The organism is Streptomyces sp. NPDC051662 (assembly GCF_040681655.1).
Classification (GTDB): Bacteria; Actinomycetota; Actinomycetes; order Streptomycetales; family Streptomycetaceae; genus Streptomyces.
The window spans coordinates 106433-131593 of sequence record NZ_JBFAZD010000015.1; the positions used below are offsets into that span (position 1 = coordinate 106433).

Annotated in this window: 24 protein-coding genes; 17 read left to right on the forward strand and 7 right to left on the reverse strand. The window is 70.3% G+C overall.

The genetic code is table 11. From position 1 onward, the window contains the following. Positions 1–64: 64 nt before the first annotated feature. Complete coding sequence (locus tag AB0M67_RS24690; protein ID WP_365748738.1) at positions 65–1270, forward strand: serine hydrolase domain-containing protein; 1206 nt, start codon at positions 65–67, stop codon at positions 1268–1270. Next, entirely contained in the window at positions 1257–2027 is a 771-nt protein-coding gene (locus AB0M67_RS24695; protein WP_365748740.1) for an SDR family oxidoreductase, read from the forward strand. The genes AB0M67_RS24690 and AB0M67_RS24695 overlap by 14 nt, the downstream gene beginning before the upstream one ends. Positions 2028–2152: 125 nt before the next feature. Here the strand turns inward: AB0M67_RS24695 and AB0M67_RS24700 are convergent, their stop codons facing one another. From AB0M67_RS24700 to AB0M67_RS24715, 4 genes are all read right to left on the reverse strand, one after another. Further along, positions 2153–3235: a DUF1259 domain-containing protein gene (locus AB0M67_RS24700; RefSeq protein ID WP_365748742.1), complete on the reverse strand. Its 1083-nt coding sequence runs from the start codon at positions 3233–3235 to the stop codon at positions 2153–2155. A gap of 198 nt (positions 3236–3433) precedes the next feature. Continuing rightward, positions 3434–4285 carry a DMT family transporter gene (locus tag AB0M67_RS24705; RefSeq protein ID WP_365748744.1) on the reverse strand — a complete coding sequence of 284 codons (852 nt, stop codon included), beginning with the start codon at positions 4283–4285 and terminating at the stop codon, positions 3434–3436. Next, positions 4282–5922 carry a penicillin-binding transpeptidase domain-containing protein gene (locus tag AB0M67_RS24710; RefSeq protein ID WP_365748747.1) on the reverse strand — a complete coding sequence of 547 codons (1641 nt, stop codon included), beginning with the start codon at positions 5920–5922 and terminating at the stop codon, positions 4282–4284. The genes AB0M67_RS24705 and AB0M67_RS24710 overlap by 4 nt, the downstream gene beginning before the upstream one ends. Before the next feature lie 191 nt (positions 5923–6113). Beyond that, positions 6114–7832 carry a phospholipid carrier-dependent glycosyltransferase gene (locus tag AB0M67_RS24715; RefSeq protein WP_365748748.1) on the reverse strand — a complete coding sequence of 573 codons (1719 nt, stop codon included), beginning with the start codon at positions 7830–7832 and terminating at the stop codon, positions 6114–6116. 62 nt (positions 7833–7894) lie between these two features. Between AB0M67_RS24715 and rsmI the strand changes: the two genes are divergently transcribed. The 11 genes from rsmI (at position 7895) to AB0M67_RS24770 (ending at position 18295) form a co-directional block, all read left to right on the forward strand. Then, on the forward strand, positions 7895–8800 hold the full coding sequence (gene rsmI / locus AB0M67_RS24720) for a 16S rRNA (cytidine(1402)-2'-O)-methyltransferase (protein WP_365748750.1): 906 nt from the start codon (positions 7895–7897) through the stop codon (positions 8798–8800). 127 nt (positions 8801–8927) lie between these two features. Continuing rightward, positions 8928–9392, forward strand: a complete 465-nt coding sequence (locus tag AB0M67_RS24725; RefSeq protein ID WP_365748752.1) for a hypothetical protein — start codon at positions 8928–8930, stop codon at positions 9390–9392. A gap of 66 nt (positions 9393–9458) precedes the next feature. Next, on the forward strand, positions 9459–10328 hold the full coding sequence (locus tag AB0M67_RS24730) for a TatD family hydrolase (protein ID WP_365748753.1): 870 nt from the start codon (positions 9459–9461) through the stop codon (positions 10326–10328). A 363-nt stretch (positions 10329–10691) separates the two neighbouring features. Next, the gene (locus tag AB0M67_RS24735; RefSeq protein WP_365748905.1) at positions 10692–11837 is read left to right on the forward strand and encodes a ubiquitin-like domain-containing protein; all 1146 of its coding nucleotides are present in this window, start codon (positions 10692–10694) and stop codon (positions 11835–11837) included. Positions 11838–11908: 71 nt separating this feature from the next. After that, the gene (rsmA, locus tag AB0M67_RS24740; RefSeq protein ID WP_365748907.1) at positions 11909–12781 is read left to right on the forward strand and encodes a 16S rRNA (adenine(1518)-N(6)/adenine(1519)-N(6))-dimethyltransferase RsmA; all 873 of its coding nucleotides are present in this window, start codon (positions 11909–11911) and stop codon (positions 12779–12781) included. Continuing rightward, positions 12778–13698, forward strand: a complete 921-nt coding sequence (locus AB0M67_RS24745) for a 4-(cytidine 5'-diphospho)-2-C-methyl-D-erythritol kinase (RefSeq protein ID WP_365748754.1) — start codon at positions 12778–12780, stop codon at positions 13696–13698. The genes rsmA and AB0M67_RS24745 overlap by 4 nt, the downstream gene beginning before the upstream one ends. Before the next feature lie 123 nt (positions 13699–13821). Then, positions 13822–14232, forward strand: a complete 411-nt coding sequence (locus tag AB0M67_RS24750) for a hypothetical protein (RefSeq protein ID WP_365748756.1) — start codon at positions 13822–13824, stop codon at positions 14230–14232. Next, on the forward strand, positions 14229–16370 hold the full coding sequence (locus AB0M67_RS24755; RefSeq protein WP_365748758.1) for a tetratricopeptide repeat protein: 2142 nt from the start codon (positions 14229–14231) through the stop codon (positions 16368–16370). Before AB0M67_RS24750 ends, AB0M67_RS24755 begins: the two co-directional genes overlap by 4 nt. A gap of 163 nt (positions 16371–16533) precedes the next feature. Then, entirely contained in the window at positions 16534–16803 is a 270-nt protein-coding gene (locus AB0M67_RS24760) for a hypothetical protein (RefSeq protein ID WP_365748760.1), read from the forward strand. Beyond that, positions 16796–17419 (forward strand): DUF6879 family protein, encoded by a 624-nt coding sequence (locus tag AB0M67_RS24765; RefSeq protein ID WP_365748762.1) that lies wholly within the window; start codon positions 16796–16798, stop codon positions 17417–17419. Before AB0M67_RS24760 ends, AB0M67_RS24765 begins: the two co-directional genes overlap by 8 nt. A 39-nt stretch (positions 17420–17458) precedes the next feature. Continuing rightward, positions 17459–18295, forward strand: coding sequence for a formyltransferase family protein (locus AB0M67_RS24770; RefSeq protein WP_365748764.1), 837 nt, complete (start codon positions 17459–17461; stop codon positions 18293–18295). Between the two features lie 134 nt (positions 18296–18429). Here the strand turns inward: AB0M67_RS24770 and AB0M67_RS24775 are convergent, their stop codons facing one another. The 3 genes from AB0M67_RS24775 to AB0M67_RS24785 are packed head-to-tail and all read right to left on the reverse strand — an operon-like array spanning position 18430 to position 19687. After that, positions 18430–18630, reverse strand: coding sequence for a DUF397 domain-containing protein (locus tag AB0M67_RS24775; protein ID WP_365748766.1), 201 nt, complete (start codon positions 18628–18630; stop codon positions 18430–18432). Further along, positions 18627–18821 carry a DUF397 domain-containing protein gene (locus tag AB0M67_RS24780; RefSeq protein ID WP_365748768.1) on the reverse strand — a complete coding sequence of 65 codons (195 nt, stop codon included), beginning with the start codon at positions 18819–18821 and terminating at the stop codon, positions 18627–18629. The genes AB0M67_RS24775 and AB0M67_RS24780 overlap by 4 nt, the downstream gene beginning before the upstream one ends. Continuing rightward, the gene (locus AB0M67_RS24785) at positions 18818–19687 is read right to left on the reverse strand and encodes a helix-turn-helix transcriptional regulator (protein ID WP_365748770.1); all 870 of its coding nucleotides are present in this window, start codon (positions 19685–19687) and stop codon (positions 18818–18820) included. The genes AB0M67_RS24780 and AB0M67_RS24785 overlap by 4 nt, the downstream gene beginning before the upstream one ends. Positions 19688–19886: 199 nt before the next feature. Between AB0M67_RS24785 and AB0M67_RS24790 the strand changes: the two genes are divergently transcribed. The 4 genes from AB0M67_RS24790 to AB0M67_RS24805 all read left to right on the forward strand — a co-directional run bounded on the left by AB0M67_RS24790 (position 19887) and on the right by AB0M67_RS24805 (position 25089). Further along, positions 19887–20309, forward strand: coding sequence for an ATP-binding protein (locus tag AB0M67_RS24790; protein WP_365748772.1), 423 nt, complete (start codon positions 19887–19889; stop codon positions 20307–20309). Between the two features lie 181 nt (positions 20310–20490). Next, positions 20491–20847, forward strand: coding sequence for a hypothetical protein (locus tag AB0M67_RS24795; RefSeq protein WP_365748774.1), 357 nt, complete (start codon positions 20491–20493; stop codon positions 20845–20847). A 277-nt stretch (positions 20848–21124) separates the two neighbouring features. Beyond that, entirely contained in the window at positions 21125–22963 is a 1839-nt protein-coding gene (locus AB0M67_RS24800; RefSeq protein ID WP_365748776.1) for an ABC-F family ATP-binding cassette domain-containing protein, read from the forward strand. Between the two features lie 239 nt (positions 22964–23202). Next, entirely contained in the window at positions 23203–25089 is a 1887-nt protein-coding gene (locus tag AB0M67_RS24805) for a PQQ-binding-like beta-propeller repeat protein (protein ID WP_365748778.1), read from the forward strand. Positions 25090–25161: the final 72 nt, after the last annotated feature.

Sequence of the window (25161 nt, forward strand, 5' to 3'; positions counted from 1 at the left end):
CGCCGGGGCGTGGCGGGACGACGAGCGGTACGAGGCGTGGGTACCGACGGGCGGGAGTGCGGGCGTGGACGTCCAGGGCACGGTGGAGGCGGGCTTCGAGCCGGTCAGGGACGCGTTCGTACGGAACTTCGAGCGGCTGGGAGAACGGGGCGCGGCCGTCGCCGTGTACCGGGACGGCCGCAAGGTCGTCGATCTGTGGGCGGGCACCCGTGATGTCAACGGGCGGGAGCCGGGGGACGGGAGCGCGGACGCGGCGCCGTGGGCCGTCGACACGGCGCAGGTCGTCCGTTCCGCCACGAAGGGCGTCGCCGCCGCCGTACCGCTGCTGCTGCACCAGCGCGGGCAGATCGACCTCGACGCCCCCGTCGGCACGTACTGGCCCGAGTTCAAGGCCGCGGGCAAGGAACGGGTGCTCGTACGCCACCTCCTGTCGCACCGCGCCGGGGTGCCGGTGCTCGACCGGCCGCTCACCCCGGCCGAGGCCATCGACGGGGAGTCGGGCGCGCGGGCCCTGGCCGCCCAGCGGCCGGAGTGGGAGCCGGGCACCGACCACGGCTATCACGCGCACACCTACAGCTGGCTGATCGCCGAACTGGTCAGGCGGGTCACCGGCCGGAGCGTGGGCCGGTGGATCGCCGAGGAGATCGCCCGGCCGCTCGGGCTGGACTTCTGGGTGGGACTGCCCGCCGAGGAGGCCCACCGGGTCGGCCGGATCGGCGCGGTCGAGGAGCCCACGGCGGTCGGCGGCGCGCTCAGGCTGCGGCCCAAGCGGTCCGTGTCGGAGGCGTACCGCGACGCGGAGTCCCTGACGCGGCGCGCGTTCGGCGTCATCGAACCGCGCCCCGACGAGAACGCCCCGGCCTACCGCGCCGCCGAACTCCCCGCCTCCGGAGGCATCTCGACCGCCCGCGCGCTGGCCCGCTGTTACGCCGCGATGATCGGCCCCGTCGACGGCCACCGGCTGTTCGCCCCCGCGACGCTGACGCTCGCGCGTACGGAGGAATCGGCGGGCCCCGACCGGGTACTGGTCGTCGCCACCCGCTTCGGTCTGGGCTTCATGCTGCACGGGCCGGCCGCCCCGCTGCTCGGCCCCGGCTCCTTCGGGCACCCGGGGCGCGGCGGTTCGCTGGGCTTCGCCGATCCGGAGTCGGGGATCGCGATGGGGTATGTGACCAATGGGATGCGCAAGGGCGTGACGGCCGACCCCCGCGCACAGGCTCTGGTGCGCGCGGTGCGATCGGCGACATCATCGCCGGATGAAGCGATTTGACGGATACGGAGTTCTGATCACCGGAGCGGGCCGGGGGATCGGCGAGGCGACCGCGCGCAGGCTGGCGGAGGAGGGCGCACGCGTCCTGGTGACGGACCTGGACGAGAAGCGGGCGGTCACGGCGGCGGAGTCCATCCCGGGCGCGGTCGCGCGCGGCTGCGATGTGGCCGACCGGGCGTCGGTGGAGGCGGCGGTGGCGTACGCGGCCGAGACGTTCGGCTCGCTGGACGTGCTGGTGAACAACGCGTACTCGTGCACGCAGGACGCGCCGCTGTTCGAGGACGAGCCCGACGAGGTCTGGGCGCTGGATCTCGACATCACCCTGACGGGCGCCTTCCGCTGCGCCCGTGCGGCGCTTCCGTATCTGGCGGCCTCGGGCCGGGGCGCGATCGTCTCGATCGGTTCCGTCAACGGCGAACAGGACTTCGGCAACCACGCCTACAGCGCGGCCAAGGCGGGCCTCACCAGTCTGACCCGCACGCTGGCGGGCCACGCGGCCCCGCGCGGTGTCCGCGTCAACCTCGTGGAGCCCGGCACGATCCACACCGGTGCCTGGTCGGGCCGTGAGGCGGAACTGGACCGCGCGGCGGCCCACTACCCGCTGGGACGCGTGGGCACACCGGCCGATGTCGCGGCGGCGGTCGCGTTCCTGGCCTCTGCCGACGCCTCCTGGATCACGGGGGTGACGCTGCCGGTCGACGGCGGGATCCTGATGAGCAATCTGGGGCTGCGGAGAGCGATCGCGGGCGAGGCATAGAGGGGCTCGTCGCGCCGCGGGCGGGACGGGACGGGGTGGGGTGGGGTTGGGGTGGGGCTTTTGGGCCGCCGCGGCGCCGCGAGCCCCACCCCGGCGGTTCCGCGCGCGGACAGGCCGGACGGTGCCTAAGCCCCGTGCTCGCCGCGCCTGACCGAGACGACGTTCGTGGCGTCCACCGCCTTGCGGAGGGTCCTGGCGAGCTCGACGGCGTCGCCCACGGCCCACAGGTGGATGAAGAACAGGCGGGGCTCGTCCCTGAGGCCGTGGTTGTGCAGCTCGACCAGACCGATCCCGCCACCCCGCAAGATCTTGATGACGCTCTGGACCTCCTCGGCGACCATCACGACATCGCCGTTGAGCGCGGCCCTGCCGTCGCCCAGGGGCTGGAAGATGAAGGCCGAGATCGCGCCCAGGCCGCGGGGCAGCGCCATGCCTCTCTCGATGATGACCTCACGGCGCGCGAAGGTGGCCTTGTAGACCCCGCCGTCGTCCGAGCCCTTCATGCCCAGCGCGGCGTCGATGCCGTCGGTGTCCAGATCGATGGGCTTCCGCGGCCGTGGATTCGGGGGCGGGGTCGCGGTGCGGTCGAGCGCGGCGCGCAGCCCGCAGGCGATGGCCACCGGGTCCCGTCCGTGCGCGTGGACATGGGTCCACCAGACGTCGGGGGAGTGGGCGAGCAGATGCTTGTGCAGCGCGGTCTGCTCGATGCCGTGCGCCTGGAGGACATCCGTCACCTCCTGGAGCTCGCCCTCGGTCACCGTGAGATCGCCCATGGCCAGCACGCTGCCGTCGGTGTAGCGGACGAAGGCCACGTGCGAGCCCAGGGCGAGCTGGGGCGAGATCGTGACTCCGTAGGAGACGACTTCGAGGTCCCCGCGCGGAAAGTGGGTGTTGTACGCCTCGTCGCCCGCCATCGCGCCCTGCCGGCCCAGCGCCCGCGCGACCTGCTGCCAGTCGGCCGGGGTGGTGGCCACCGGCTGGACCGGCTCGTGCTGGTGACCGCCGCCCTTCGCCGGGTCGGCGGCGGGGGCCGGATCCGGGGACTGGGCGCGGGCGACGGTGGTGCCGATCCCGGCCAGCAGCGGCGCCAGCGCGGCCGTGGTCAGCAGAAGACGCCGGGGTGTCTCGGGTCGGTGGGCCGTGTCCCGGTCCCGGTCGCTGTCAGGTGTGTCGTGGTTGTCCGTGTCCTCATGCGGTTGTCCGTTCATCGCATTGATACCTCCGTGACGAAAGGAGATCACGAGTGGACGGATAAAAGGGGATCTGCCGGGAGCTGTCCGGCGAGTGTTGCCAAAGGGGCACCGTCCGGACCAAGGGCCGCGCGAAAGGGATCCAGGACAGGCGACCTCAGGGGTGATCAGCGCCCGCGCCGCCGCGTTCACCACGCCATGGGCCGTGTCGGTGTATCAACCCGCGTGCAGCATCAGTCCGATACCCACCACCATCAGAGACGCCGCCGCGATGCGCGGTGTGCCGAAGCGCTCCTTGAAGAAGACCGCCCCCACAGCCGCGCCGACGATGATCGATGACTCCCGGAGGGCGGCGACCGGCGCGAGCGGGGCGCGGGTCTGCGCCCACAGGACCAGGCCGTACGCCAGCATGGAGAGGGCCGCGCCGAGCAGCCCCCGCGCGGCGTGGGGGCGTAGCTGGGCGAGGAGCCGGCCCCGGCGCGCGTACAGGGCGTACGCCGGGATCACGAGGCCCTCCAGGATCATCAGCCAGGCGATATAGCCCAGCGGTGTGCCCGATGCGCGTACCCCCACCCCGTCCACCACCGTGTACGCGGCGATCGACAGGCCCGTCGCGAGCGCGGCCAGCAGCGCCGGCCAGTGGGGTGTGCTCCCCGCGCCCCTGATGCCCCAGAGCGCGAGGCCGACCAGCCCCGCCGAGGCGACGGCGACGCCCGCCGTCTGCCAGGCGTCCAGCGACTCCCCGACGAAGACGGCGGCCACCACGGTCACCACGAGCGGCGCCGTACCGCGCGCGATCGGGTACATCTGGCCGAAGTCGCCCAGGCTGAACGAGCGCATCAGCAGCGCCTGGTAGCCGATGTGCAGCAGCGCGGAGACGATCAGATACGGCCAGGCCGCCGTGTGCGGCAGGGGCATGAAGCAGGCGATGACGGCGCCGATCACCGCCGCGCCCCCGCCGATCAGGGTGAAGGCGACCAGCTGGTCCTTGATCGTGTGCGCGAGGGCGTTCCAACTGGCGTGGACGAGCGCGGCGATGAGGACCGCGACGGCGACGAGCGGCGTCACCCCGCGGCCAGCACCGACGCCACCACCGGGCCCGCCGCGTCGCCGCCGTGGCCGCCCGCCTGGACGACCGCCGCCGCGGCGAGGTCGTTCTGGTATCCCGTGAACCAGCTGTTGGAGGTGGCCTGGCCGTCGACCTCCGCGGAACCGGTCTTCGCGCCCTTGTCGCCGCCGAGCCCGGACATCGCGTTCGCGGCCGTACCGCTCGTGGCCGTGACCCGCATCATGCCGCGCAGCTGGCTCGCCACGTTGTACGGCAGCGAGCGCGCGGCGGTGGCCAGTTGCCGGTCGTCCAGCGAACGCGGCACGATGACGGGCTGCTTGAACGAACCGTTCTTGGCGGTCGCCGTGATGGACGCCATGTTGAGGACGTTCATCTGGACCGTGCCCTGTCCGATGTACTGCGCCGCCGCCTCACCGCCGGTCGCGGCCGGCACGCTGCCGTCGAAGGACGCGACACCGGTCTTCCAGTTGTCGAGACCGATGCCGAAGACCTCCTCGGTCTCGGCCTTCAGCGCCGCGTCGTCCTTGGTGTCGTCGATCAGCTTGACGAAGGCGGTGTTGCAGGAGCGGGCGAAGCTCTGGGTGAACGTGCCGCCCGCGATGGAGAAACCGTCCAGATTCGTGAACGTACGGCCCTGGTACATCGCGTCCTTGGGACACTCGGCCGCCCGGTCGGCGGCCACGAGACCCTTCTCCAGCAGCATCGCCGCGGTCACTATCTTCATCGTGGAGCCCGGCGCCTGCCTGCCGAGCATCGCCGCGTTCCAGCCGTCCTTGCGGTTGTTGGCGACCGCCAGGATCTCGCCCGTACTCGGCTTGACGGCGGCGACCGACGCCTCGCTGTACTTCTTCACCGCCTGCTCGGCCGCGGCCTGCACGCGCGCGTCCAGCGTGGTCGTCAGCCTGCCCGCCGTCCCCTTGGAGAGCGTGAGCAGCGTTTCGTCCGGGGCGCTCTCGGTGTCGCTCCTCAGCACCAGCTCGACGCCGGGCGTGCCGCCCGCGTCGTCGCCGTACCGCTTGCGGAGCTCGTCCAGAATCGGCCGGAGCGAGGGGTACTTCTCCTTCGTCAGTTCGGCGCCGTCGCGGTCGACGGCCTTGATCGGGGGCGCGGAAGCCTCGTTGGTGACGAGACGGGTGTCCTTCGTCAGCTTCGGATGGATCACCGAGGGCGCCCAGTCGACCAGCGGGCGCCCAGTGGTCAGCCCGCGCACCACGGTCAGTTCCGAGGCGTACGACCAGGGCTTGGTCTTCCCGTCGAACGAGAGGGTGGCCTTGACGGTGAACGGGACCTTGGCGCCGACCGCCTGACCCGGTGTGATCACCGCGGCGGTGACATGGGCCTCGTCGCGGTAGCCGCCGATGACGGCCTCGGCGGTGGCGGGGTCGTTGGTCAGCTGGGCGACCGTGGCCGCCTCGTCCCCCTTCGCCCACGCCGTCAGGAAGTCCTTCGCGGCCTTGTCGACCTCGGCGGCGCTCAGCGGTCCGGTCTTGACCTCGGCTGTCGTGGTGGTGTCGCCGACCGGGGACCCGTTGCCGCCGGTGAGCCCGTCGTACACGTTGTAGGCGCCGTACCCGACGCCGCCGGCGAACACGACGAACACCCCGCCTATGACGGCGATCTTGGCTCCGCTGCGCATGAGCGCGGTCCCCCTCCCCAGGAGCCCCCCTGAACTTCTGAACGCGTTCAAGGGGATATCGCACGCACTCTACGGGACCGGTGTGTCACAGGGGGCGAGCGCCGGTGAGCGTTATCGGACTGACGCGCGCCCTTGCTGTCCCCGTTCCCTCGCCGTTTCCTCGTCGTTTCCTTGCCCCCTGTCCGGCGTGGTCAGACCCAGGTGTCGAGCCACATCCGGTTGCGCCAGGAGTCCAGTGGGATCGCCGTGCCGGTGTACAGCGGCCAGAAGTAGATGAAGTTCCAGATGATCAGCAGGACCAGCACCCCGGCACCGACCGCGCCGATCGTTCTGCGTCTCTCGTCGGAGCCCGCCGGTCCCACGATCGCGCCGATCATCATCGCCACCGCGAGACAGAGGAACGGGACGAAGACGACCGCGTAGAAGAGGAAGATCGTCCGCTCCTGGTACAGGAACCACGGCACCCAGCCCGCCGCGACCGCGCAGGCGATCGCGCCCGCGCGCCAGTCGCGGCGGAAGAGCCAGCGGTACAGGACGTAGCAGAGCGCGAAGGCCCCCGCCCACCACAGCAGCGGGGTGCCGATCGCCAGCACCTCGCGGGCGCATTTGCCGACCGTGGAGGCCGGGCAGCCGTCGGTGCCGGCCGCCGGGTCCTCGTAGAAGTACGAGACCGGGCGGCCGAGGACGATCCAGCTCCACGGGTTCGACTGGTAGGTGTGGCCCGACGTCAGATTGACGTGGAAGCTGTAGACCTCGTTCTCGTAGTGCCAGAGGCTGCGCAGCCAGTCGGGCAGCCACGTCCAGTTGCCGCCCTTGCCCGTCGTCTCGGCCCAGTCCCTGAAGTAGCCCTTGTCGGTGACGATCCAGCCGGTCCATGAGGCGATGTACGTGAGGATCGCGACCGGGACCGTCGAGAAGAAGGCCGGCACCAGATCGCGTCGGAACACCCCCCAGAACGGCCCCCCGCCCGCCGTCCGGCGCGCGCCCAGGTCCCACACCACACACATGATCCCGAAGGCGGCCAGGATGTAGAGCCCGTTCCACTTCGTCGCGAACGCCAGGCCGAGCATCAGCCCCGCCGCGATCCGCCAGGGCCGCCAGCCGAGCCGCAGATTCTCCGCGACTTCCCGGTCCGGGCGCAGTACGCCCTCCTCGTCCACCGGGAGCGCCGCCGCCAGTTTCCGCCGTGCCCAGTCGCGGTCGATCAGCAGACAGCCGAAGGCGGCCAGCACGAAGAACATCAGCACGAGGTCGAGCAGGGCCGTACGGCTCATCACGAAGTGCAGGCCGTCCACCGCGAGCAGCGCGCCCGCCAGGCACCCCAGGAACGTGGAACGGAACAGCCGCCGCCCGATCCGGCAGAGCATCAGCACCGAGAGCGTGCCGAGCACCGCCACCATGAAGCGCCAGCCGAAGGGGTTGAACCCGAAGAAGTGCTCGCCCAGGCCGATGACCCACTTGCCCACCGGCGGATGCACCACATAGCCGGGGTCGGTCGGCACGGGTACCGAGGACGGATCCCGCAGAATCGACTTGTCGATGTCCTTGGGCCAGCTGCCCTCGTACCCCTGGTTGACGAGCGCCCACGCGTCCTTCGCGTAATACGTCTCATCGAATATCACCGCCTTGGGGCTGCCCAGGTTCCAGAACCTCAGCACCCCGGCGACCAGCGCCACGAGCAGCGGCCCGCCCCACGCGGACCAGCGGATCAACCGGTCCGCGAGCCGTGGAGGCACGCCGAGCACGGCCCACAGCCGCTCCGAGGGCCGGGTGTACGGCGGCACCAGCCGCTCGCGCAGCCCGGTCACCCGCCGGGGCACATGGCCGAATCGGCGCAGCCGCTGAGGCCATGAGGGCGGCTTGTCGCCGGCGTCGTGCCCGTGGAGGGCTTCTGGCGCAGTACTGGTCACCGCGCCATCGTAGGGAACGCCGCTGTGAGTGGGGCGCCTCCCGCCCTGCGAGGATGGCGGATGTGATTGGAACGCTGGTACTCGCAGGGACGCCCATCGGTGATGTCACGGACGCGCCGCCCCGGCTCTCCACCGAACTGGAGACCGCCGATGTGATCGCCGCGGAGGACACGCGGCGGCTGCGCAGGCTCACCCAGGCGCTCGGTGTGCAGACCCGCGGCCGGGTCGTGTCGTACTTCGAGGGCAATGAGTCCGCACGGACGCCTGAGCTGGTCGAGGCGCTGACGGGCGGGGCGCGGGTGCTGCTGGTCACGGACGCGGGCATGCCGTCCGTCTCCGACCCCGGCTACCGGCTGGTGGCGGCGGCGGTCGAGCGGGACATCAAGGTCACGGCCGTGCCCGGGCCGTCCGCCGTGCTGACCGCGCTGGCGCTCTCCGGGCTGCCGGTGGACCGTTTCTGCTTCGAGGGTTTCCTGCCGCGCAAGGCGGGCGAGCGGCTCGGCCGGCTGCGGGAGGCCGCGGACGAGCGGCGCACGCTCGTCTACTTCGAGGCGCCGCACCGCCTGGACGACACCCTCGCCGCGATGGCCGAGGTCTTCGGCGCCGACCGCAGGGCGGCCGTCTGCCGCGAACTGACCAAGACGTACGAAGAGGTGCGGCGCGGCGGTCTCGGCGAGCTGGCGGCCTGGGCGGCCGAGGGCGTACGCGGAGAGATCACCGTGGTCGTGGAGGGCGCCCCGGAGCGGACGGCCGGAGAGCTGAACCCAGAGGAACTGGTGCGGCGGGTACAGGTGCGGGAGGAGGCGGGGGAGCGGCGCAAGGAGGCGATCGCGGCCGTCGCCGCCGAGGCGGGCCTGCCCAAACGCGAGGTGTTCGACGCGGTCGTCGCGGCGAAGAACGCCGCGCGTACGGCGGCCGGAACGGCCCCTGGGCGCACGGGCCCCGCGGACGGCAAAGGACTATCGTGAAATGTAAAGCACAGACCGCGTACCGTGCCCTTTGGACATGAGAAGGCCAAGACCAATCCATTAATCGACAGGGCTGATGCGCTCCCGCTGTCAAAGGCGTCCACTTGGTCAGTGGAGAGGAGCTGGCATGAGTGAGATCACGGGTACAGCCGTTGCCCACGAGGCATATGCCTTTTGTTGCATGCGTTGTGGGCACGGCTGGGAGCAGGCGTACGACATAGAGCACCACGTCGACGGCTCGGGCCACAATTTCGTCGTCTACAAGTCCGAGGGCGTGCGGGTACCTTCCCCGCTGTCCAGCCCGAACTGCGTCAACTGTGGGGGGCATGTCGTCCGCATCATGCGTTCCGGCCAGGTCTCATCGATACGGGCGCTGATGGGGGAGCAGCACCACCCCGCGAAGGCGGGGCGCGCCGCGGCGGCCGAGGAGATACCGGCGGGGGCGGGCGAGGAGATACCCGCCGGAGCCGCCCCGTCGGGGGAGGACGGGGCGATCACGACGGGGGCGACGGCCATGGGGGCGGACAAGGCGGCCAGGCACCACCACTGGCACCTCTCCGACCTCCTGCACCCCTTCCACCACCGCACGTGACCCACCCGCGTCATCACGTACCACCGCATGTGAGCCCCGGGGCGCGGCCCTCGTAGGATCGCGTCCATGAGTGCGAAACAAGCCCCGCCGCCGCTGCCCGAACCCCTCAGGGTGCCGGTCGCGGACGCGCACACCCACCTGGACATGCAGGACGGCACGGTCGAGGACGGTCTCGCCAGGGCTGCTTCGGTCGGTGTGACGACGGTGGTCCAGGTGGGGTGCGACATCAAGGGCTCGCGATGGGCCGCGGAGACGGCGGCGGCGTACGAGAACGTCCACGCGGCGGTCGCGCTGCACCCCAACGAAGCGCCCCGCATCGTGCACGGCGACCCCGACGGCTGGTCGCGTCAGGGGGCCCGCGAGGGCGGCGGCGACACCGCGCTGGACGACGCGCTGGCCGAGATCGACCGGCTGGCCGCGCTGGAGCAGGTACGGGCCGTCGGCGAGACGGGGCTCGATCACTTCCGTACGGGTCCCGAGGGCGTGGCCGCCCAGGAGCGCTCTTTCCGCGCCCATATCGAGATCGCCAAACGCCATGGCAAGGCGCTCATGATCCACGATCGCGAGGCGCACGCCGATGTGCTGCGAATCCTCGCGGAAGAAGGCGCTCCGGAACGCACGGTGTTCCATTGTTATTCCGGTGACGCGGAAATGGCCGGGATATGTGCGGCGGCCGGTTATTACATGTCCTTTGCGGGCAATGTCACATTCAAAAACGCTCAGCCGTTGCGTGACGCGCTCACAGTAGCGCCATTGGAGCTTGTTCTCGTCGAGACGGACGCGCCCTTTCTGACACCGGCGCCGTACCGCGGCCGGCCCAACGCGCCCTATCTCATTCCGGTCACGCTGCGCGCGATGGCCGAGGTGCGGGGGATCGGCGAGGACGCCATGGCCGAGGCGGTTTCCCGCAATACGGCGCGAGCGTTCGGTTACTGACGCATCACGGGCCGGGGGCCCGGGCGGGGCTTCGGAACTGCGCGTCTCGCCGGCGGCGCCGTGGGCGGGAGGGCGAAGGGTAGCGTCGGCACGCAGCGTAGTCGAGTCGCTTTGGAGAGTGACGGAGCCTCCATTAGTCTCCGGGGGCACCGCGGCCGTGGGCATCAGGGCCGCGACGGACCGGACCGGATCTCGTGGAGCGTCGTGAGCAATGCGCAGGGCAGTCACCGAGCGGCACGGGGCGGGCTGGGCCGCCGTAAACCCGCCCAGCGAGCCACCCCGCCCGCCCAGCGAGCCACCCCGCCCAAGGCCGCACCGCCCGGACCCGCCGCCTACGGAGCCGCTTCGGCGCCCCGGGCCGTGCTGCCGGAGGCCGCTTCGCCCGAGGCGGCTCCGCCCGGACCGGCCGCCTCCCCGGAGACGCTGCGCCGGCTCGTCCCACAGGCGCTCGTCGTCGCCTTCCTCGCCGGTGGCACCTCGGCGTTCGTCGTCAACGACAAGGCCGTGGAACTCACCGTCGACGGCGGCGAGCCGCGCACCCTGCACACCTTCGCCGGAGAGGTGGAGGACCTGCTCGCGCACGAAGGCGTGACGGTCGGCGCGCACGACATCGTCGCCCCGGCGCCCGGCGCGGAGCTCACCAACGGCGACGAGGTCGTCGTCCGCTACGGGCGGCCCGTCCTGCTCACCCTCGACGGACACCGGCGCCAGGTGTGGACGACGGCCCGCACCGTCGAAGGCGCGCTGCGCCAGCTCGGCGTCCGCGCGGAGGGCGCGTTCCTCTCCGTCTCCCGCTCGGCCGCGATCTCCCGTACCGGACTGGCCCTCGACGTACGGACCGAACGGACCGTGACCTTCATGGCGGACGGCCGCGAGTACACGATCCGTACCAACGCGGCGACCGTCGCCGAGGCGCTGGCGCGGGCCGGCCTCGCGCTGCACGGGCAGGACACCACGTCCGTACCGCCGGACGCCTTCCCGCGCGACGGCTCGACGATCACCGTCATGCGGATCACCGACGGTGAGCAGGTACGCGACGAGCCCATCCCGTACGACACCGTACGGACCCGGGACCCCGGACTCTTCCGGGGAACGGAGGTCGTCGACCAGCAGGGCAGGCCGGGCGTGCGCCGGGTCACCTACGCGCTGCGCACGGTCAACGGCGTCAAGAAGAAGCCGCGGAAGATCCACGAAGAGGTGGTGCGCCGGGCGGTCACCCAGCGGGTGAGGGTGGGCACGAGGGCGGCGCCGGCCTCCGTGGCCGGCGCGGACGGGCTCAACTGGGCCGGGCTCGCCGCCTGCGAGTCGGGCGGCCGGCCGGGGGCCGTCGACGCGTCGGGGAACTACGGCGGGCTCTACCAGTTCGACACCGGCACCTGGCACGCGCTCGGCGGCAGCGGACGGCCACAGGACGCACCGGCCGAGGAGCAGACGTACCGCGCGAAGAAGCTCTACGTGCAGCGGGGGGCGAGTCCCTGGCCCCACTGCGGCCGTAGGCTGACCGGGTGAGCACCACTGAGCCCGACGCCCCTGAGCCCCATGACGCCGAGTCCGCCGCGCCCGACGCCCCCGACGGCCTTCTGGGGCCCGCGGACATCCGCGAACTCGCCGCGGCACTGGGCGTGCGCCCGACCAAACAGCGCGGGCAGAACTTCGTCATCGACGCCAACACCGTCCGCAGGATCGTCCGCACCGCCGCGGTGCGCCCGGACGATGTCGTCGTGGAGATCGGCCCCGGGCTCGGCTCGCTGACGCTGGCGCTGCTTGAGGCGGCGGACCGGGTGACGGCCGTGGAGATCGACGACGTCCTCGCGGGCACGCTGCCCGCGACGATCGAGGCGAGGATGCCGGCGCGCGCCGGACGCTTCTCGCTCGTGCACTCGGACGCGATGCGGGTCCAGGAACTGCCCGGCCCCGCGCCGACCGCGCTGGTCGCGAACCTCCCGTACAACGTGGCCGTCCCCGTGCTGCTGCACATGCTGGAGCGCTTCCCGACGATCGAGCGGACGCTGGTGATGGTCCAGGCGGAGGTCGCCGACCGGCTGGCCGCCGCGCCGGGCAGCAAGGTGTACGGGGTGCCGTCCGTGAAGGCCAACTGGTACGCGGACGTCAAGCGGGCCGGCGCCATCGGCCGTACGGTCTTCTGGCCCGCGCCCAATGTGGACTCCGGTCTCGTCTCGCTGGTACGCAGGGCCGAGCCGGTGAGGACGACGGCTTCCAGGGCCGAGGTCTTCGCGGTCGTCGACGCGGCCTTCGCGCAGCGCCGCAAGACACTGCGCGCGGCGCTGGCGGGCTGGGCGGGCTCGGCCCCGGCGGCGGAGGCGGCGCTCGTCGCGGCGGGCGTCTCGCCGCAGGCGCGCGGCGAGGCACTGACAGTCGAGGAATTCGCGCGGATCGCGGAGTCGCGGACCGTCGAGTCACGGATCGCGGAGTCGAAGGGAGCGGGCGCGTGAGCGCGGCCGAATCGGTACGGGTACGGGTGCCCGCGAAGGTGAACGTACAGCTGGCGGTGGGCGCGGCCCGTCCCGACGGCTTCCACGACCTGGCGAATGTCTTCCTCGCCGTGGGTCTGTACGACGAGATCACGGTCACCCCGGCCGACGAACTGCGGATCACCTGTACGGGCCCTGACGCGGCACAGGTCCCGCTCGACCGCACCAACCTCGCGGCCCGCGCGGCGCTGGCGCTGGCGGAACGCCACGGCATCGACCCGCGCGTCCATATCCATATCGCCAAGGACATCCCCGTCGCGGGCGGCATGGCGGGCGGCAGCGCGGACGGCGCGGGCGCCCTGCTGGCCTGCGACACCCTCTGGTCACTGGGCTCCTCGCGGGACGAACTGCTCGCCATCTGCGCCGAGTTGGGCAGCGACGTCCCCTTCAGCCTGATCGGCGGCGCGGCCCTGGGCACCGGCCGCGGCGAACAGCTCACCCCGCTCGATGTGGGCGGCGACTTCCACTGGGTGTTCGCGGTCGCCGACGGCGGCCTGTCCACGCCGACGGTGTTCCGCGAGTTCGACCGCCGGACGGAGGGCACACCGGTCCCCGCCCCGTCCGCCGACCCCGCACTCCTGGACGCCCTCCGCACGGGCGACGCCACCGCCCTGGCGGGCACCCTGTCCAACGACCTCCAACCCGCGGCCCTCACGCTCCGCCCCTCCCTCGCCGACACCCTCGCGGCGGGCATGACGGCGGGCGCCCTGGCATCCCTGGTCTCGGGCTCGGGCCCGACGACGGCCTTCCTGACGAAGGACCCGGACACGGCGGCGGAGGTGGCCCAGGCACTGCACGCCTCGGGAACCTGCCGCACGGCACGGGTGGCGTCGTCCCCGGCGCGGGGGGCGACGGTGGTGGAGCGGACCGGCGCCTGACGTCGGAGCGGCGGGTGGCGGTGGGTATCGGCGGGTATCGGAGCGAAAACGGCTCACTGTACGTGGACTTGGCCAACACCTACTGTGATGCGGCACACCGCGCTTTCACGGAGGGCTACGCGTATGGAACCGGAGCTGGCCGCTTTGGCGGGCACGGCGGGAACGACACTTGTCACCCTGCTGGCGACCGATACCTGGCAGAGCATGAGAGACGGACTGCTGCTGCTCTGGCGACGGGCACGGCCCGACCGGGCGCAGGCCATCGCCGGCGAACTCGACTCGTCCCGGGACGAACTGCTCCTCGCCCAGGGGGCGGGTGACCGGGAGACCGAGGCGGAGATCCGGGCGGAGTGGCAGGGCCGGGTGCGGCGGTTGCTGACCGCGCACCCCGAACTGGCCGAGGATCTGAGGGCGCTCCTGGCCGAACTGGCCCCGGGCGTCAGCGCCCGGCCGGTCCCGACCCAACAGGCCATCGCCTCCGGCGAGGCACGGATCTACCAGGCAGGCCGTGACCTCCGCCTCGATCAGCGGTGACCGGTCGCAACGACGGCCGGGCCGCAGACCATGGGCGGGTCTACCAGGCCTCGGGCGACCAGCACATCACCGAGCACCATCATCACAGCCCGTCGTGGTCCGGACCGGACTCGGTACGCCACCCCGCCGTGGGCCGGGCGCCCGCGATACTCCGTGACCGCGGTGAGCTCATGGAGCGCCTGCGGGCCGCTGTCACCGAAGGCGCGGGAAACGGGGTTCTCGTGCTCCACGGTCTCGGGGGCTGCGGAAAGACGGCCGTCGCCCACACGATCTTCCGGCACGCGGTGGACGAGGCCGGTCGGCTGGGCCTCTGGGTCAACGCCTCCGACCACGCCTCCTTACGCGCCGGCATGCTCGCCGTGGCCGCCGACCGGGGAGCGGGCGAGGGCGAGCTCATGGCCGCGCGCAACGGTCTTCGCGCGGCGGCGGACCTGGTCTGGGACCGGCTCGACGATTCCGGCCCGCCCTGGTTGTTGGTCCTGGACAACGCGGACGATCCGGCGGTGCTGCGCGACGGTGGCTGGTTGCGCACGAGTCCGCGCGGCACCGTCCTCGTGACCACCCGTCAGTCGGCGAGCCACTGGTGGCCCGCCGCCGAACTGCTCCACGTCGGTGTGCTGCCACGTCCCGAAGCCGCCCAGGTGCTCTGCGACCTCGCGCCGGGCACCGGGACCGCCGAGGAGGCCGGCGCCATCGCCGACCGGCTCGGGCGCCTTCCGCTCGCGCTGACCCTCGCCGGCGGATTCCTGGCCCACCAGGTGATCGATCCCTGGACCATGGCCGAGTACGGCCAGCGCCTCGAAGACCGTCAGGACCCCATCGAACTGATCGACCAGGGCGCGGGCACCAGCGGCAACGACTCCCGCCATCTGATCAGCGGCACCTGGCAACTGTCGCTCAACGCTCTCGTCAGACAGGGGCTGCCGGACGCCACCCCGCTGCTGAGACTGCTGGCCTGCTGGTCGAGCGACCCGCTCCCGCTCTCACTGCTCGGCGGCCTCGATCTCGGCCCGGAACTGCCGTCCGCGCGCGTCGAACTGACGCTGCGTGGGCTCCTCGACCACTCGCTCACCGAGCTCGTGGCCGACGGTGGCGTGCGCTGCCTGCGCACCCACGCGGTGCTGCTCGACAGCGTTGCCCGGGGGATGCCCGACGACCAGCGCGAACGGCTCGCCGCCACGGCCGCGGGCCTGCTGGCGTCGGCCCTTCCCGAATTGCCCGAGCGCGGGACACGGGACGCCCGGCTCAATCTCCTCACCTCGCACGTCCTCGTACTCCTTCGGCGCGTGCGGGACTGGTCCACCGTGCGACAGCCCACAGCGGAGGCAGCGACCGCGTGCGCTCTGCGGCTGGTGACGGCTCAGCACCGTGCCGGTGACTACGCGTCGGCGCTCGCCGTCGCGAACCAGGCTGTGGAACTCGCGAGGCCCCGGCTGGGTGAGAACCACCTCCTCGTGCTGAGACTCCGTCAACGCGTGGGGAAGTCCCTCGATCGTCTGGGACGCCTCGCCGAGGCGGCGGAGCTGCACCGCCGGGTGCTCGCCGATCTGGAGCGCGTCCACGGCGCGGACTCTCCGGACACACTGACGAGTTGCCTGCATGCCTCGCGCCCTCTCAGCTGGCTCGGTGACACGGCGGAGGCCGTGGCGCTGATGCGCCGGGCGGCGAGGGGCCGGACGGCGCTACTGGGCCCTTCGCATCCACTGACCCTGGAGGCGCGAGCGTGCCTGCTGGAGTTGCCGCCGGGAGCCGAGTTGGACGAGGAAGCCCCGGAAGGACCCGGTGTGGTCGCGGACTGCCGCCGTGAGCTCGGCCCCGATCACCCGATCACGCTCTCGGCCGAGCTCAACTGCGCCCACGCCCTGCTCAACACCGGCAGACCGGTGGAAGCGCTGCCACTGGCCCGCAGGGCGCTGGCCGCTCATGAGCTGCGTTATGGAGCCGAGTATCCGATCACCATGGCTTCCCGGAGCCTGCTGGGCGGTGTCCTCGCCGCGCTGGGCGAACTTTCGGAGGCTGTCGAACAGATCCAGACCGTCATCGAGGGGAGAGAGCGGGTACTCGGCCCGAGTCACCCGTGGACGGTGGTCGCCCGGGAGAAGCTCGCCACCTACCGGGACCTTCAGGGGAACTCATAGCGACGGGTCCGGGTCCGGCCCGGGTCCGGCCCGGGTCCGGTCCGGGTCCGGAAGGACCTGCGCGCGATCCGGCGGCGGGCGCACCTGGCGCGAACTCGTCACTCAGCGTTGCACCGCGATGTGTGCTGGGTCATAATCGCGCCAACTCACCTGGAGGAATCGCGTGATTCGAGCGTGGGAAGCAGACCCCTCTTCGCCGCTGGTGCGTCGTCTGGGCCGGTCCCCCGAGGAGTTGGGGACAACGGGCGGTGAGTCCGGCTGCCCGGATATCTGGGAGCTGGAGAACGGCGATGTCGCGGTGATCGGCAGGGATCTCACCGATTCCTACCGGGGGCGCCTTCCCGACGGGTTGAAAATCGCCCCGGACGAGCGGTTGGTCGTCATTCCGCGCACGACGGCCGTGGCCGCGAAGGGGGACCTTCCGGATGCGTAGCGCCCTGGCGGACGCGACCGGCGACCGGCTTGAGTTGGACGCGTACCTGGAAGACTTCGACAAACACTTCTGGCACGCGGGCGGCGCGGGCTTCTGGAAGCTCGAACGGCAGCAGACTTTCCGAGAGCCCGGGGTGGAGAGCTGGGAAGCGTTCTACCGCGGGGATTGGGGCAAGGCTCTTTCGCTCATCTCGGAGCAGCGGGGCCATTACGAGAGATACTTCCGCAAGATCGCGGACCACGGGTTCGGCCTCCACCGTGTCCGTGTGGTCGAGGAGCCCATCGCCCCCTATTTGCAGTGGGAACTCCACCTTCTGCACCTGAAGGAACAATGCGGAGAAGATACGCGGGTCGTGGGGTTGGGTGACATCGCATTACTTGAATCCGGTGACGCGTTACCGGAAATCGCCATCATCGGATCCTCCGTGCTGTACGAAATCATTTATGATGACGACGGAAACCTTGCCGGCGGCAGGAAATACACCGACAGTGGGGTGATCGCCGAGTGCAAGCGAATCATTCTGGATCTGCATGAATCCGGAGAGCGGCTCAACAGCTTCTTCGAGCGCCGCGTCGCCCCCCTGCCCGCCCCTGCCGTGCACCATATTCAAGCGTAGAGGCCGAGTGTCCGGTCTCGTGAAATATTGGGCGGATCGATGCGTGTCATCCTGGTGTCCTATTCGGCGCAAGGATTCGCGGTCCTGCAGGCTGTCTGTGAACGGGCCGGGCACACGCCCGTGGCGTACGTACACGCGCGGTCGCTGACGCCCGGCGGGCCGACCAGGTCCGGCGCGGGACGGGTGATCGGCGAGATCGCCGACCGGATTCCGCCGGGGGTCGACCTCTTTCTGCCCGGCAGCAAGAAGGTGCTGGCGAAGACCCTGGGCGGCTATGGCGCGGACCTCGTGATCTGTTACGGGTTCCCCTGGAAGTTCCCACCTTCCGCCTTGCGGGCCACGTCGCTGGGGGCCATCAACGTTCATACCTCGATGCTGCCGAAATATCGTGGTCCCATCCCCGTGAACTGGGCGATCAGGAACGGTGACCCGGAAATCGGAGTGAGTATCCACTGGATGGATGAGGAATTCGATTCCGGTGGAATCCTGATCCAGGAATCCGGAATCGCGCTGGATGACGATGTGCTTCCTGAGTGTATCTGGGGTGCGGTCGACGAATTCATTTCGCGCCTTCTCCCCACGGCTCTTGAGCGTGTGGGCGAAGGGTTTCCCGGTACCGCACAGTGCGCCGCACATGCCTCTTACGCGGGGTGGATGGAGCCCGGCTTCTCCCGTATCGACTGGGAGCACACCAGAAGCCGGATCCACCATCAGGTACGCGCCACACGATTCGGCAGTTCGGGCAGGTCCGGTCCGACCGCGTTGGTGGCGGGCGAGTGGATCAGGGTGTTGCGGACCTCCCTCGAACCCGCCGACGGCGTAGAGGTGACGTGCGCGGACGGTCCTCTCTGGATCGTGGAATCGATGCCTGCCTGAGCCCGCGCCAACTCGTCCGGCCGCACGGCGGATCCGGTGGCCGGGCGGGGAAAGGCCGGGGGCGGGCCGCCCGGACGCCCGGACGCCCGGAGCGGCGTCGCCGGCCGACCTCTCGCATACGCGTTACGGCGGTCTCAGTTGCGGAACCCGCCGTCCTTGGCGCCTGTGAGGAAGCTCTGCCACTGGGTGGCGGTGAAGTGCAGGGACGGTCGGGTCCGGTCTTTGCTGTCCCGCACGCTGCGCCCGCCGTTGGCTGTCGGGGCCACCTCGACGCAGTTGTTGTTCTGGCCCGAGTAGGACGACGTCCGGTAGGGGCCTACAACCTCAGGGGTCACGATGCTTCTTCCTTGGTGCCTGTGAGGAAGCTCTGCCACTGGGTGGCGGTGAAGTGCAGGGACGGTCGGGTCCGGTCTTTGCTGTCCCGTACGGCGCGGCCGCCGTTGGCGGTCGCGGCAATCTCGACGCAGTTGCCCTGCTGCCCGGAGTACGAGGACTTCTGGTACGGGCCTATGACGTCAGGGGTCACGATGTGTCTTCCTTGCTGCTCCGCAGTACGCCCCGGATGAGCCGTGCGCTCGCCTCGGGTGCCAGTGCAGCCGATCGTAGTTCGTCGAACATGTTGGCGTAAGCCGTCAAATCGTCATAAGCCTCAAGGATTGATGTCCCCCTCAAGTTCTCCAGGGTCACTGCTTGCACGGTCGGCTCGGAGTCGAAGCTGAAAGAAGCGAAGGCCGACGTCACGCCTGCTTTCAACCCTGCGGTGAACGGCAGGACTTGAACGGTTACGTTCTTCCGCTTTCCCACCTCAAGCGTGCGGGCCAGCTGTTCCCAGTGGACATCCGCGCTGACCAGGGTGTGCCTGATGACCGGCTCCCAAATGATGGCTGTGTAGGTGGCCCCGCCCTCCTCAATTTTCGCCTGCCGCTCCTGTCGCACTCTGACCAACTGCTCGACCAGTTCGGGGGTGACGTAGTCGTGGCCTGCCGCGATGACCGCCTCCGCGTAGGCGGGAGTTTGCAGAAGGCCCGGAAACAGGACCGGCTCCCACTCCCGGATGTACGTGGCGTCGTCCTCCAGAGAAATGTGTTCGAGGTAGTCCGCGTGGAGGTGTGCGGCGTGTTCGAGCCACCATCCTCGCCGACTCGACCCTTTGGCCAACTCCTCAAGGCGGGCGACCTTCTCGCGGTCGGTCACTCCGTAGGCGCCCATGAGCAGGCGGACGTCGATCACGCGGCAGGACACATGCCCGCTCTCCATGCGGCTGATCTTGGCCGTGGACGCGGCGATCACCTCGGCGGCCTGCGCCTGGTCCATCCCTGTCGCCTGCCTGTGCTGCCTGAGCGCCGTGCCGAGCCGCCTGCTGCGCACCGTCGGTTTACCGCCTGCGGGCATGGGTTTCCCCTCTCGTTGGGTGTGCCCAGTCTGCAACTTGAGCTGCCGTGAAGCTAGTCACTCGATAGCGTGACTGACGCAAGTTTGCATGAGATGGGGTTGTGCAGGTTGGAATTGCGGCTCTAACTTCAAGGTGCACGTCACGGCATTTCGGGCCGCATGGCGTCACTTTGACCACGCATCAGCTTGGGGGTACGTCATGCCCGCAGCCCATACGGCGGAGCCGCTCCGCGACACCTTCCGCATTCCGAAGCGCAGGAGACATGTGCCTGCTGTGCGGGCACGGGTCAGGGAGACCCTGGAGAAGTGGGGGCTCAACGACCTGGCTCGCGACGTTGAGTTGGCGGCCTGCGAGCTCGTCACCAACGCCGTCGTCCACTGTCGCCTCACTTTCGCCGAGATCGAGGTCACCGTCCATGTCGACGGCGAAGACGTGGTGTTGGAGATCTCCGACCCTGACCGGGACAGGTTCCCGGTCCTCCGCGTGGGCAGCCCCGGGGCCGAGGAAGGCGGACGTGGCCTGCTTCTCGTCGCGGCGCTGTCCAACACCTGGGGCTGCCGGGAACTGGAGTACGCGAAGTGCGTGTGGGCGCGGTTCGCCATCACCGGGGAGTCGGCATGAGACGCCTTCTGCGGCGCGTGTTCGGGCACCGCGAGCGCGTCGAGCCGACCGTACCCGTAGGCGTACACGCAGTCGTTCTGCCGACGCCGACGCCCACACCGGAAATGTGGGACGCGCTGCTCACGCTCGCCCGTCATCACCGTCGCCGACGGGCGCGGGGCCGAGTGGAAGGGAGGCGGGTATGGACGGGCTGACGATCGGGATGGTCGTGTACGACCGCGTGCACGACATGCCCGCACGCGTCATCGGCATCGGCGGGCACCTCGTCTACCTGGAGCGCCCCACCGGCCTGACCTGGGCCTCACGCTGGACCTCCGTTCGCCCGGCGACCGATTGGGAGCAGCGCCAGCTCAGAGCCATCGCCAAACTCCATGCACAACGCCGCCTCCCAGCACCTGCCCAGCGGCACGGGCCCGCGCGAGTCGCCGCGTGCGGCATCTGTCACGGCAACCGGCTGTTGCGGTCCCTGCGCCGGGGCAAGGCCGTGATCATCCCGTGCCGGTCCTGCCGGGCGACCGGATGGGCCCAGGTGCAGTGAAGGGCCTGCCGGACGTGGCACCGGCGTGTGTCCGGTGCCGCCGAGCTCCAGACCGAGGAGGTCACGGCCGCGGTTTGGCGCGACGCCGAGACCATCGCCGACGACACGCTGCGCAGCCGCGTCCTCCAGGCACTGAGCTGACACGACCGAGACCGTTATCGAGGGGAAAGAGACCGGGGGCGGGCCGCCGGATGGCCACGGGGTGGTCCGCCAGGGCGGTGCTGTCGTGGTGGCGATTACCCTGGGATGTCGATCCGTCCCCCCGTACAGGAGTGAAATGGCCGTCAATCTGGTCAATGTCGAGGCAGTCACCAAGGTGTACGGCACCCGTGCGCTGCTCGACGGTGTCTCTCTCGGCGTCTCCGAGGGGGACCGGATCGGCGTCGTCGGGCGTAATGGCGACGGTAAGACGACCCTCATCAGGCTGCTCAGCAGGCTGGAGGAGGCCGACAGCGGGCGGGTCACGCACAGTGGCGGGCTGCGGCTCGGGGTGTTGACGCAGCATGATTCGCTCGATCCCGAGGCCACGGTCAGACACGAGGTCATCGGTGATCTCGCCGATCATGAGTGGGCCGGTAACGCCAAGATCCGTGATGTCCTCACCGGGCTCTTCGGCGGGCTCGATCTGCCCGGGTTTCCGCAGGGGCTCGATACCGTCATCGCACCGCTCTCCGGTGGTGAGCGGCGGCGGATCGCCCTCGCCAAGCTGCTGATCGGCGAGCCCGAGCTGATCGTGCTGGACGAGCCCACCAACCATCTCGATGTCGAGGGCATCGCCTGGCTGGCCGAGCATCTGCGGGCGCGGCGGTCCGCGCTCGTCTGTGTGACGCACGACCGGTGGTTCCTCGATCAGGTCTGTACCCGGATGTGGGACGTCCAGCGCGGTGCGGTGCACGAGTACGAGGGCGGCTACTCCGACTACGTCTTCGCGCGCGCCGAGCGCGAGCGCATCGCGGCGACCGAGGAGGCCAAGCGGCAGAACCTGGTCCGCAAGGAGCTGGCCTGGCTGCGGCGCGGTGCTCCCGCGCGTACGTCGAAGCCGCGGTTCCGGGTCGAGGCGGCCAATGAGCTGATCGCGGACGTACCGCCGCCGCGTGACACCTCCGAACTGATGAAGTTCGCCAACGCCCGGCTCGGCAAGACCGTCTTCGACATGGAGGACGTGACCGTCCAGGCGGGCCCCAAGGTGCTGCTCACCCAGCTGACCTGGCAGCTCGGTCCGGGGGACCGGATCGGGCTGGTCGGGGTGAACGGCGCCGGCAAGACCTCATTGCTGCGGGCGCTCGCCGAGGCCGCCCGTACGCAGGGCGATGTCCAGCCCGCCGCCGGGAAGGTCGTGGTCGGCAGGACCGTCAAGCTGGCGTATCTGTCCCAGGAGGTCACGGAACTCAAGCCGTCGCTGCGCGTCCTCGAAGCCGTGCAGCAGGTACGGGACCGGGTCGACCTCGGCAAGGGGCGGGAGATGACGGCGGGCCAGCTGTGCGAGCAGTTCGGCTTCACTAAGGAGAAGCAGTGGACGCCGGTCGGCGATCTCTCCGGTGGTGAGCGGCGCCGCCTCCAGCTGCTCAGGCTGCTGATGGACGAGCCGAACGTCCTCTTCCTCGACGAGCCCACCAACGATCTCGACATCGAGACGCTGAACCAGCTGGAGGATTTGCTCGACGGCTGGCCGGGCTCGATGGTCGTCATCTCGCACGACCGGTTCTTCATCGAGCGGACCACCGACAAGGTGATGGCGCTGCTCGGTGACGCGAAGCTGCGGATGCTGCCGCGCGGGATCGACGAGTATCTGGAACGCCGCCGCCAGTTGATCGAGTCCGCGGTTCCGGCCGCGCCGGCCGCCGCCGAGGGCCGCTCCACGGGCACGGGTACGGGTACGGGTGCCGGTACGGGGTCCGTGTCGGCCAAGGACGGCCGCGCGGCGAAGAAGGAACTCCAGAAGATCGAGCGGCAGCTGGACAAGATGTCCAGCCGTGAGACGACCCTCCATCAGCAGATCGCCGACAACGCCACAGACTTTGAGAAAGTGGCCAAATTGGATGCGGAGCTGCGCGAACTGGTGGGTGAGCGGGATGAGTTGGAAATGCGCTGGCTGGAGCTCGCGGAGGACGCGTAGAGACGCTGTGCAGAGCGCGTAACGGGCGCATCACGGGCCGGTCCTCCCTTGGGAACAGGGGCGGACCGGCCCGTCCCGTAGGGCTGGCCGAGTGATAGAAAGAAGCCCCGCTCGACTGATATGACGATGCGGAAACCGCGCCCGATTCGCTCCATTCCGGTGGCCGGTAATCATCGGCCACCGGAATCGCGGGGGAGTCCGACCGGGTCGCGGACCGTACTAACAGGGGGAAAGCGCTGATGAGTCAGCCGCCCAGTCAGCAAACGCCGCAGGGGGGCTTCGGAGCTCCGCAGGACCCGCCGCAGGGTGGCGCGCCGGGGCAGGGGGGACCGCAGAGTCCTCCGCCGCCCGCGCAGCCGCCGCAGATGCCGCAGCCGCCGACGGGTCCGCCCGCCGCGCAGCCGGGTTACGGCTATCCACAGGCGGGACCGGGAGACCAGCAGCCGCCGGGTCCGTACAGTCAGCCGGGGCCGTACGGTCAGCAGCAGTCGGGACCGTACAGCCAGCCGGGGCCGTACGGTCAGCAGCAGCCGGGACCGTACAACCAGCCCGGGCCCTACGGTCAGCAGCAGCCCGGACCGTACAACCAGCCGGGGCCCTACGGTCAGCAGCCAGGACCCTACGGCGGCGGCTATCCGCCCCAGCAGTTCCCCGGCCCGCCCACCGCGCCCCCCGGCGGCGCCGGCGGTGGCGGCAGGAACCCCTTCAAGGGCAAGCCCGGTGTCATCGTCGCGGCGGCCGTCGCGGGAGCGTTGGTCATCGGCGGCGGAATCTGGTTCGCCGTCGGCGGTGACGACAGCGGCGACAAGCCGAACGTCAGCAAGAGCGGGGACGCCGAGCCGACCGGTTCGCCGAGCGTCGACCAGGGCGACGGCAGCGGCGACGGCCGTGAGGCCACCGACGATCTCAACGCCGGGCGCAAGGACGGCGAGGCCAGGATCGAGTGGCTCCAGACGAACGACGTGGACCTGCCGCGCAACGGCGCCGATGTGTACGGCCCCTGGTTCGCCGGCGACACCGTCGTCAAAGCCATGTACCGGCAGGTCGTGGGGTACTCCGCCGCCGACGGCAAGAAGAAGTGGACGCTGTCGCTGCCCGCCGAGATATGCGCGGCGCCCGTCGCGTCCACGGCCACCGGCAAGCTGGTGATCGGGGTCAAGAACGGCACCACGGAGAAGGCCGACTGCAACCAGCTCCAGCTGGTCGATCTGACGACCGGCAAGGGCGGTTGGAAGAAGGAGATACCCGAGACCGGGGCCTTCGACCTGCTCTCCGACATCACCATCGCCATCAGCGGCGATACGGTGACCGCGGCCCGCACCGGAGCCGTCAACGCCTTCCGGATGAGCGACGGCAAGGAGCTGTTCGGCAAGCTCCCCGGTAACTGCCAGCCGTACGCGCTCACGGGCGGCGCCAAGCTGATCGCCGCCGAGAGCTGCACCTCCGGCGGGAACCAGATCCAGGAACTCGACCCGACCACCGGTCGGGCCAAGTGGACCTACAAGCTGGCCGCCGACTGGGACACCGACAAGATCTATTCGATCAATCCGCTGGTCGTCTCGTTGAAGAACGACGAGAAGGACACCTGGAGCATCGTCGCGCTCAACGCGAACGGCACCCCCCGCTCGCAGATCCAGGGCGGCAATGACAAGTTCGCTCCGAACTGTGGCGGGAGCTTTATCGTCTTCGGTCAGAATCTGGAGGGTTGTGTCGGTGTCGCCGCCGACGCCAACACCTTCTACATGGCGACCGCGCCCGACAGCGGCAGCACCTCGCGCACCAATGAGATCGTCGCCTTCAGCCTGGACACCGGAAAGTCCACATGGCGTGCCAAGGCGCCCGAGGGCCGCACGATGACGCCGCTGCGCATGGAGGGCGGGAACGTCCTGGTCTATCTGGACGCCACATACGACACGGGCGGCGAGGTCGCGACCGTGGCCCCGACCGGTGGCGCCCCGACCACGCTCCTGCGGCACCCGGCGTCCACGGCGCAGATCGAGAACTCCTTCTACTCACCGAAGTACGCCTATGTGGACGGCCGTTTCTATGTGATGAGCGGCCGGGTCAGCGCGAGCAACGACGAAGAGGAACTGAAGACGAAGACGATGATGGCCTTCGGGAAATGACCCTGTCCGCTCCCGTCGTTCTTCTCGTCCCCGACCTTCTCGTCCCCGACGACTTTCCCGAGGTACGTACGT

Bases quoted from the DNA above. Each gene is read 5' to 3' on its own strand.
- AB0M67_RS24695 (WP_365748740.1), top strand. From the start codon at position 1,257: ATGAAGCGATTTGACGGATACGGAGTTCTGATCACCGGAGCGGGCCGG.
- AB0M67_RS24700 (WP_365748742.1), bottom strand. From the start codon at position 3,235: ATGAACGGACAACCGCATGAGGACACGGACAACCACGACACACCTGAC.
- AB0M67_RS24710 (WP_365748747.1), bottom strand. From the start codon at position 5,922: ATGCGCAGCGGAGCCAAGATCGCCGTCATAGGCGGGGTGTTCGTCGTG.
- AB0M67_RS24725 (WP_365748752.1), top strand. From the start codon at position 8,928: ATGAGTGAGATCACGGGTACAGCCGTTGCCCACGAGGCATATGCCTTT.
- AB0M67_RS24730 (WP_365748753.1), top strand. From the start codon at position 9,459: ATGAGTGCGAAACAAGCCCCGCCGCCGCTGCCCGAACCCCTCAGGGTG.
- AB0M67_RS24750 (WP_365748756.1), top strand. From the start codon at position 13,822: ATGGAACCGGAGCTGGCCGCTTTGGCGGGCACGGCGGGAACGACACTT.
- AB0M67_RS24765 (WP_365748762.1), top strand. From the start codon at position 16,796: ATGCGTAGCGCCCTGGCGGACGCGACCGGCGACCGGCTTGAGTTGGAC.
- AB0M67_RS24770 (WP_365748764.1), top strand. From the start codon at position 17,459: ATGCGTGTCATCCTGGTGTCCTATTCGGCGCAAGGATTCGCGGTCCTG.
- AB0M67_RS24785 (WP_365748770.1), bottom strand. From the start codon at position 19,687: ATGCCCGCAGGCGGTAAACCGACGGTGCGCAGCAGGCGGCTCGGCACG.
- AB0M67_RS24790 (WP_365748772.1), top strand. From the start codon at position 19,887: ATGCCCGCAGCCCATACGGCGGAGCCGCTCCGCGACACCTTCCGCATT.
- AB0M67_RS24795 (WP_365748774.1), top strand. From the start codon at position 20,491: ATGGACGGGCTGACGATCGGGATGGTCGTGTACGACCGCGTGCACGAC.
- AB0M67_RS24800 (WP_365748776.1), top strand. From the start codon at position 21,125: ATGGCCGTCAATCTGGTCAATGTCGAGGCAGTCACCAAGGTGTACGGC.
- AB0M67_RS24805 (WP_365748778.1), top strand. From the start codon at position 23,203: ATGAGTCAGCCGCCCAGTCAGCAAACGCCGCAGGGGGGCTTCGGAGCT.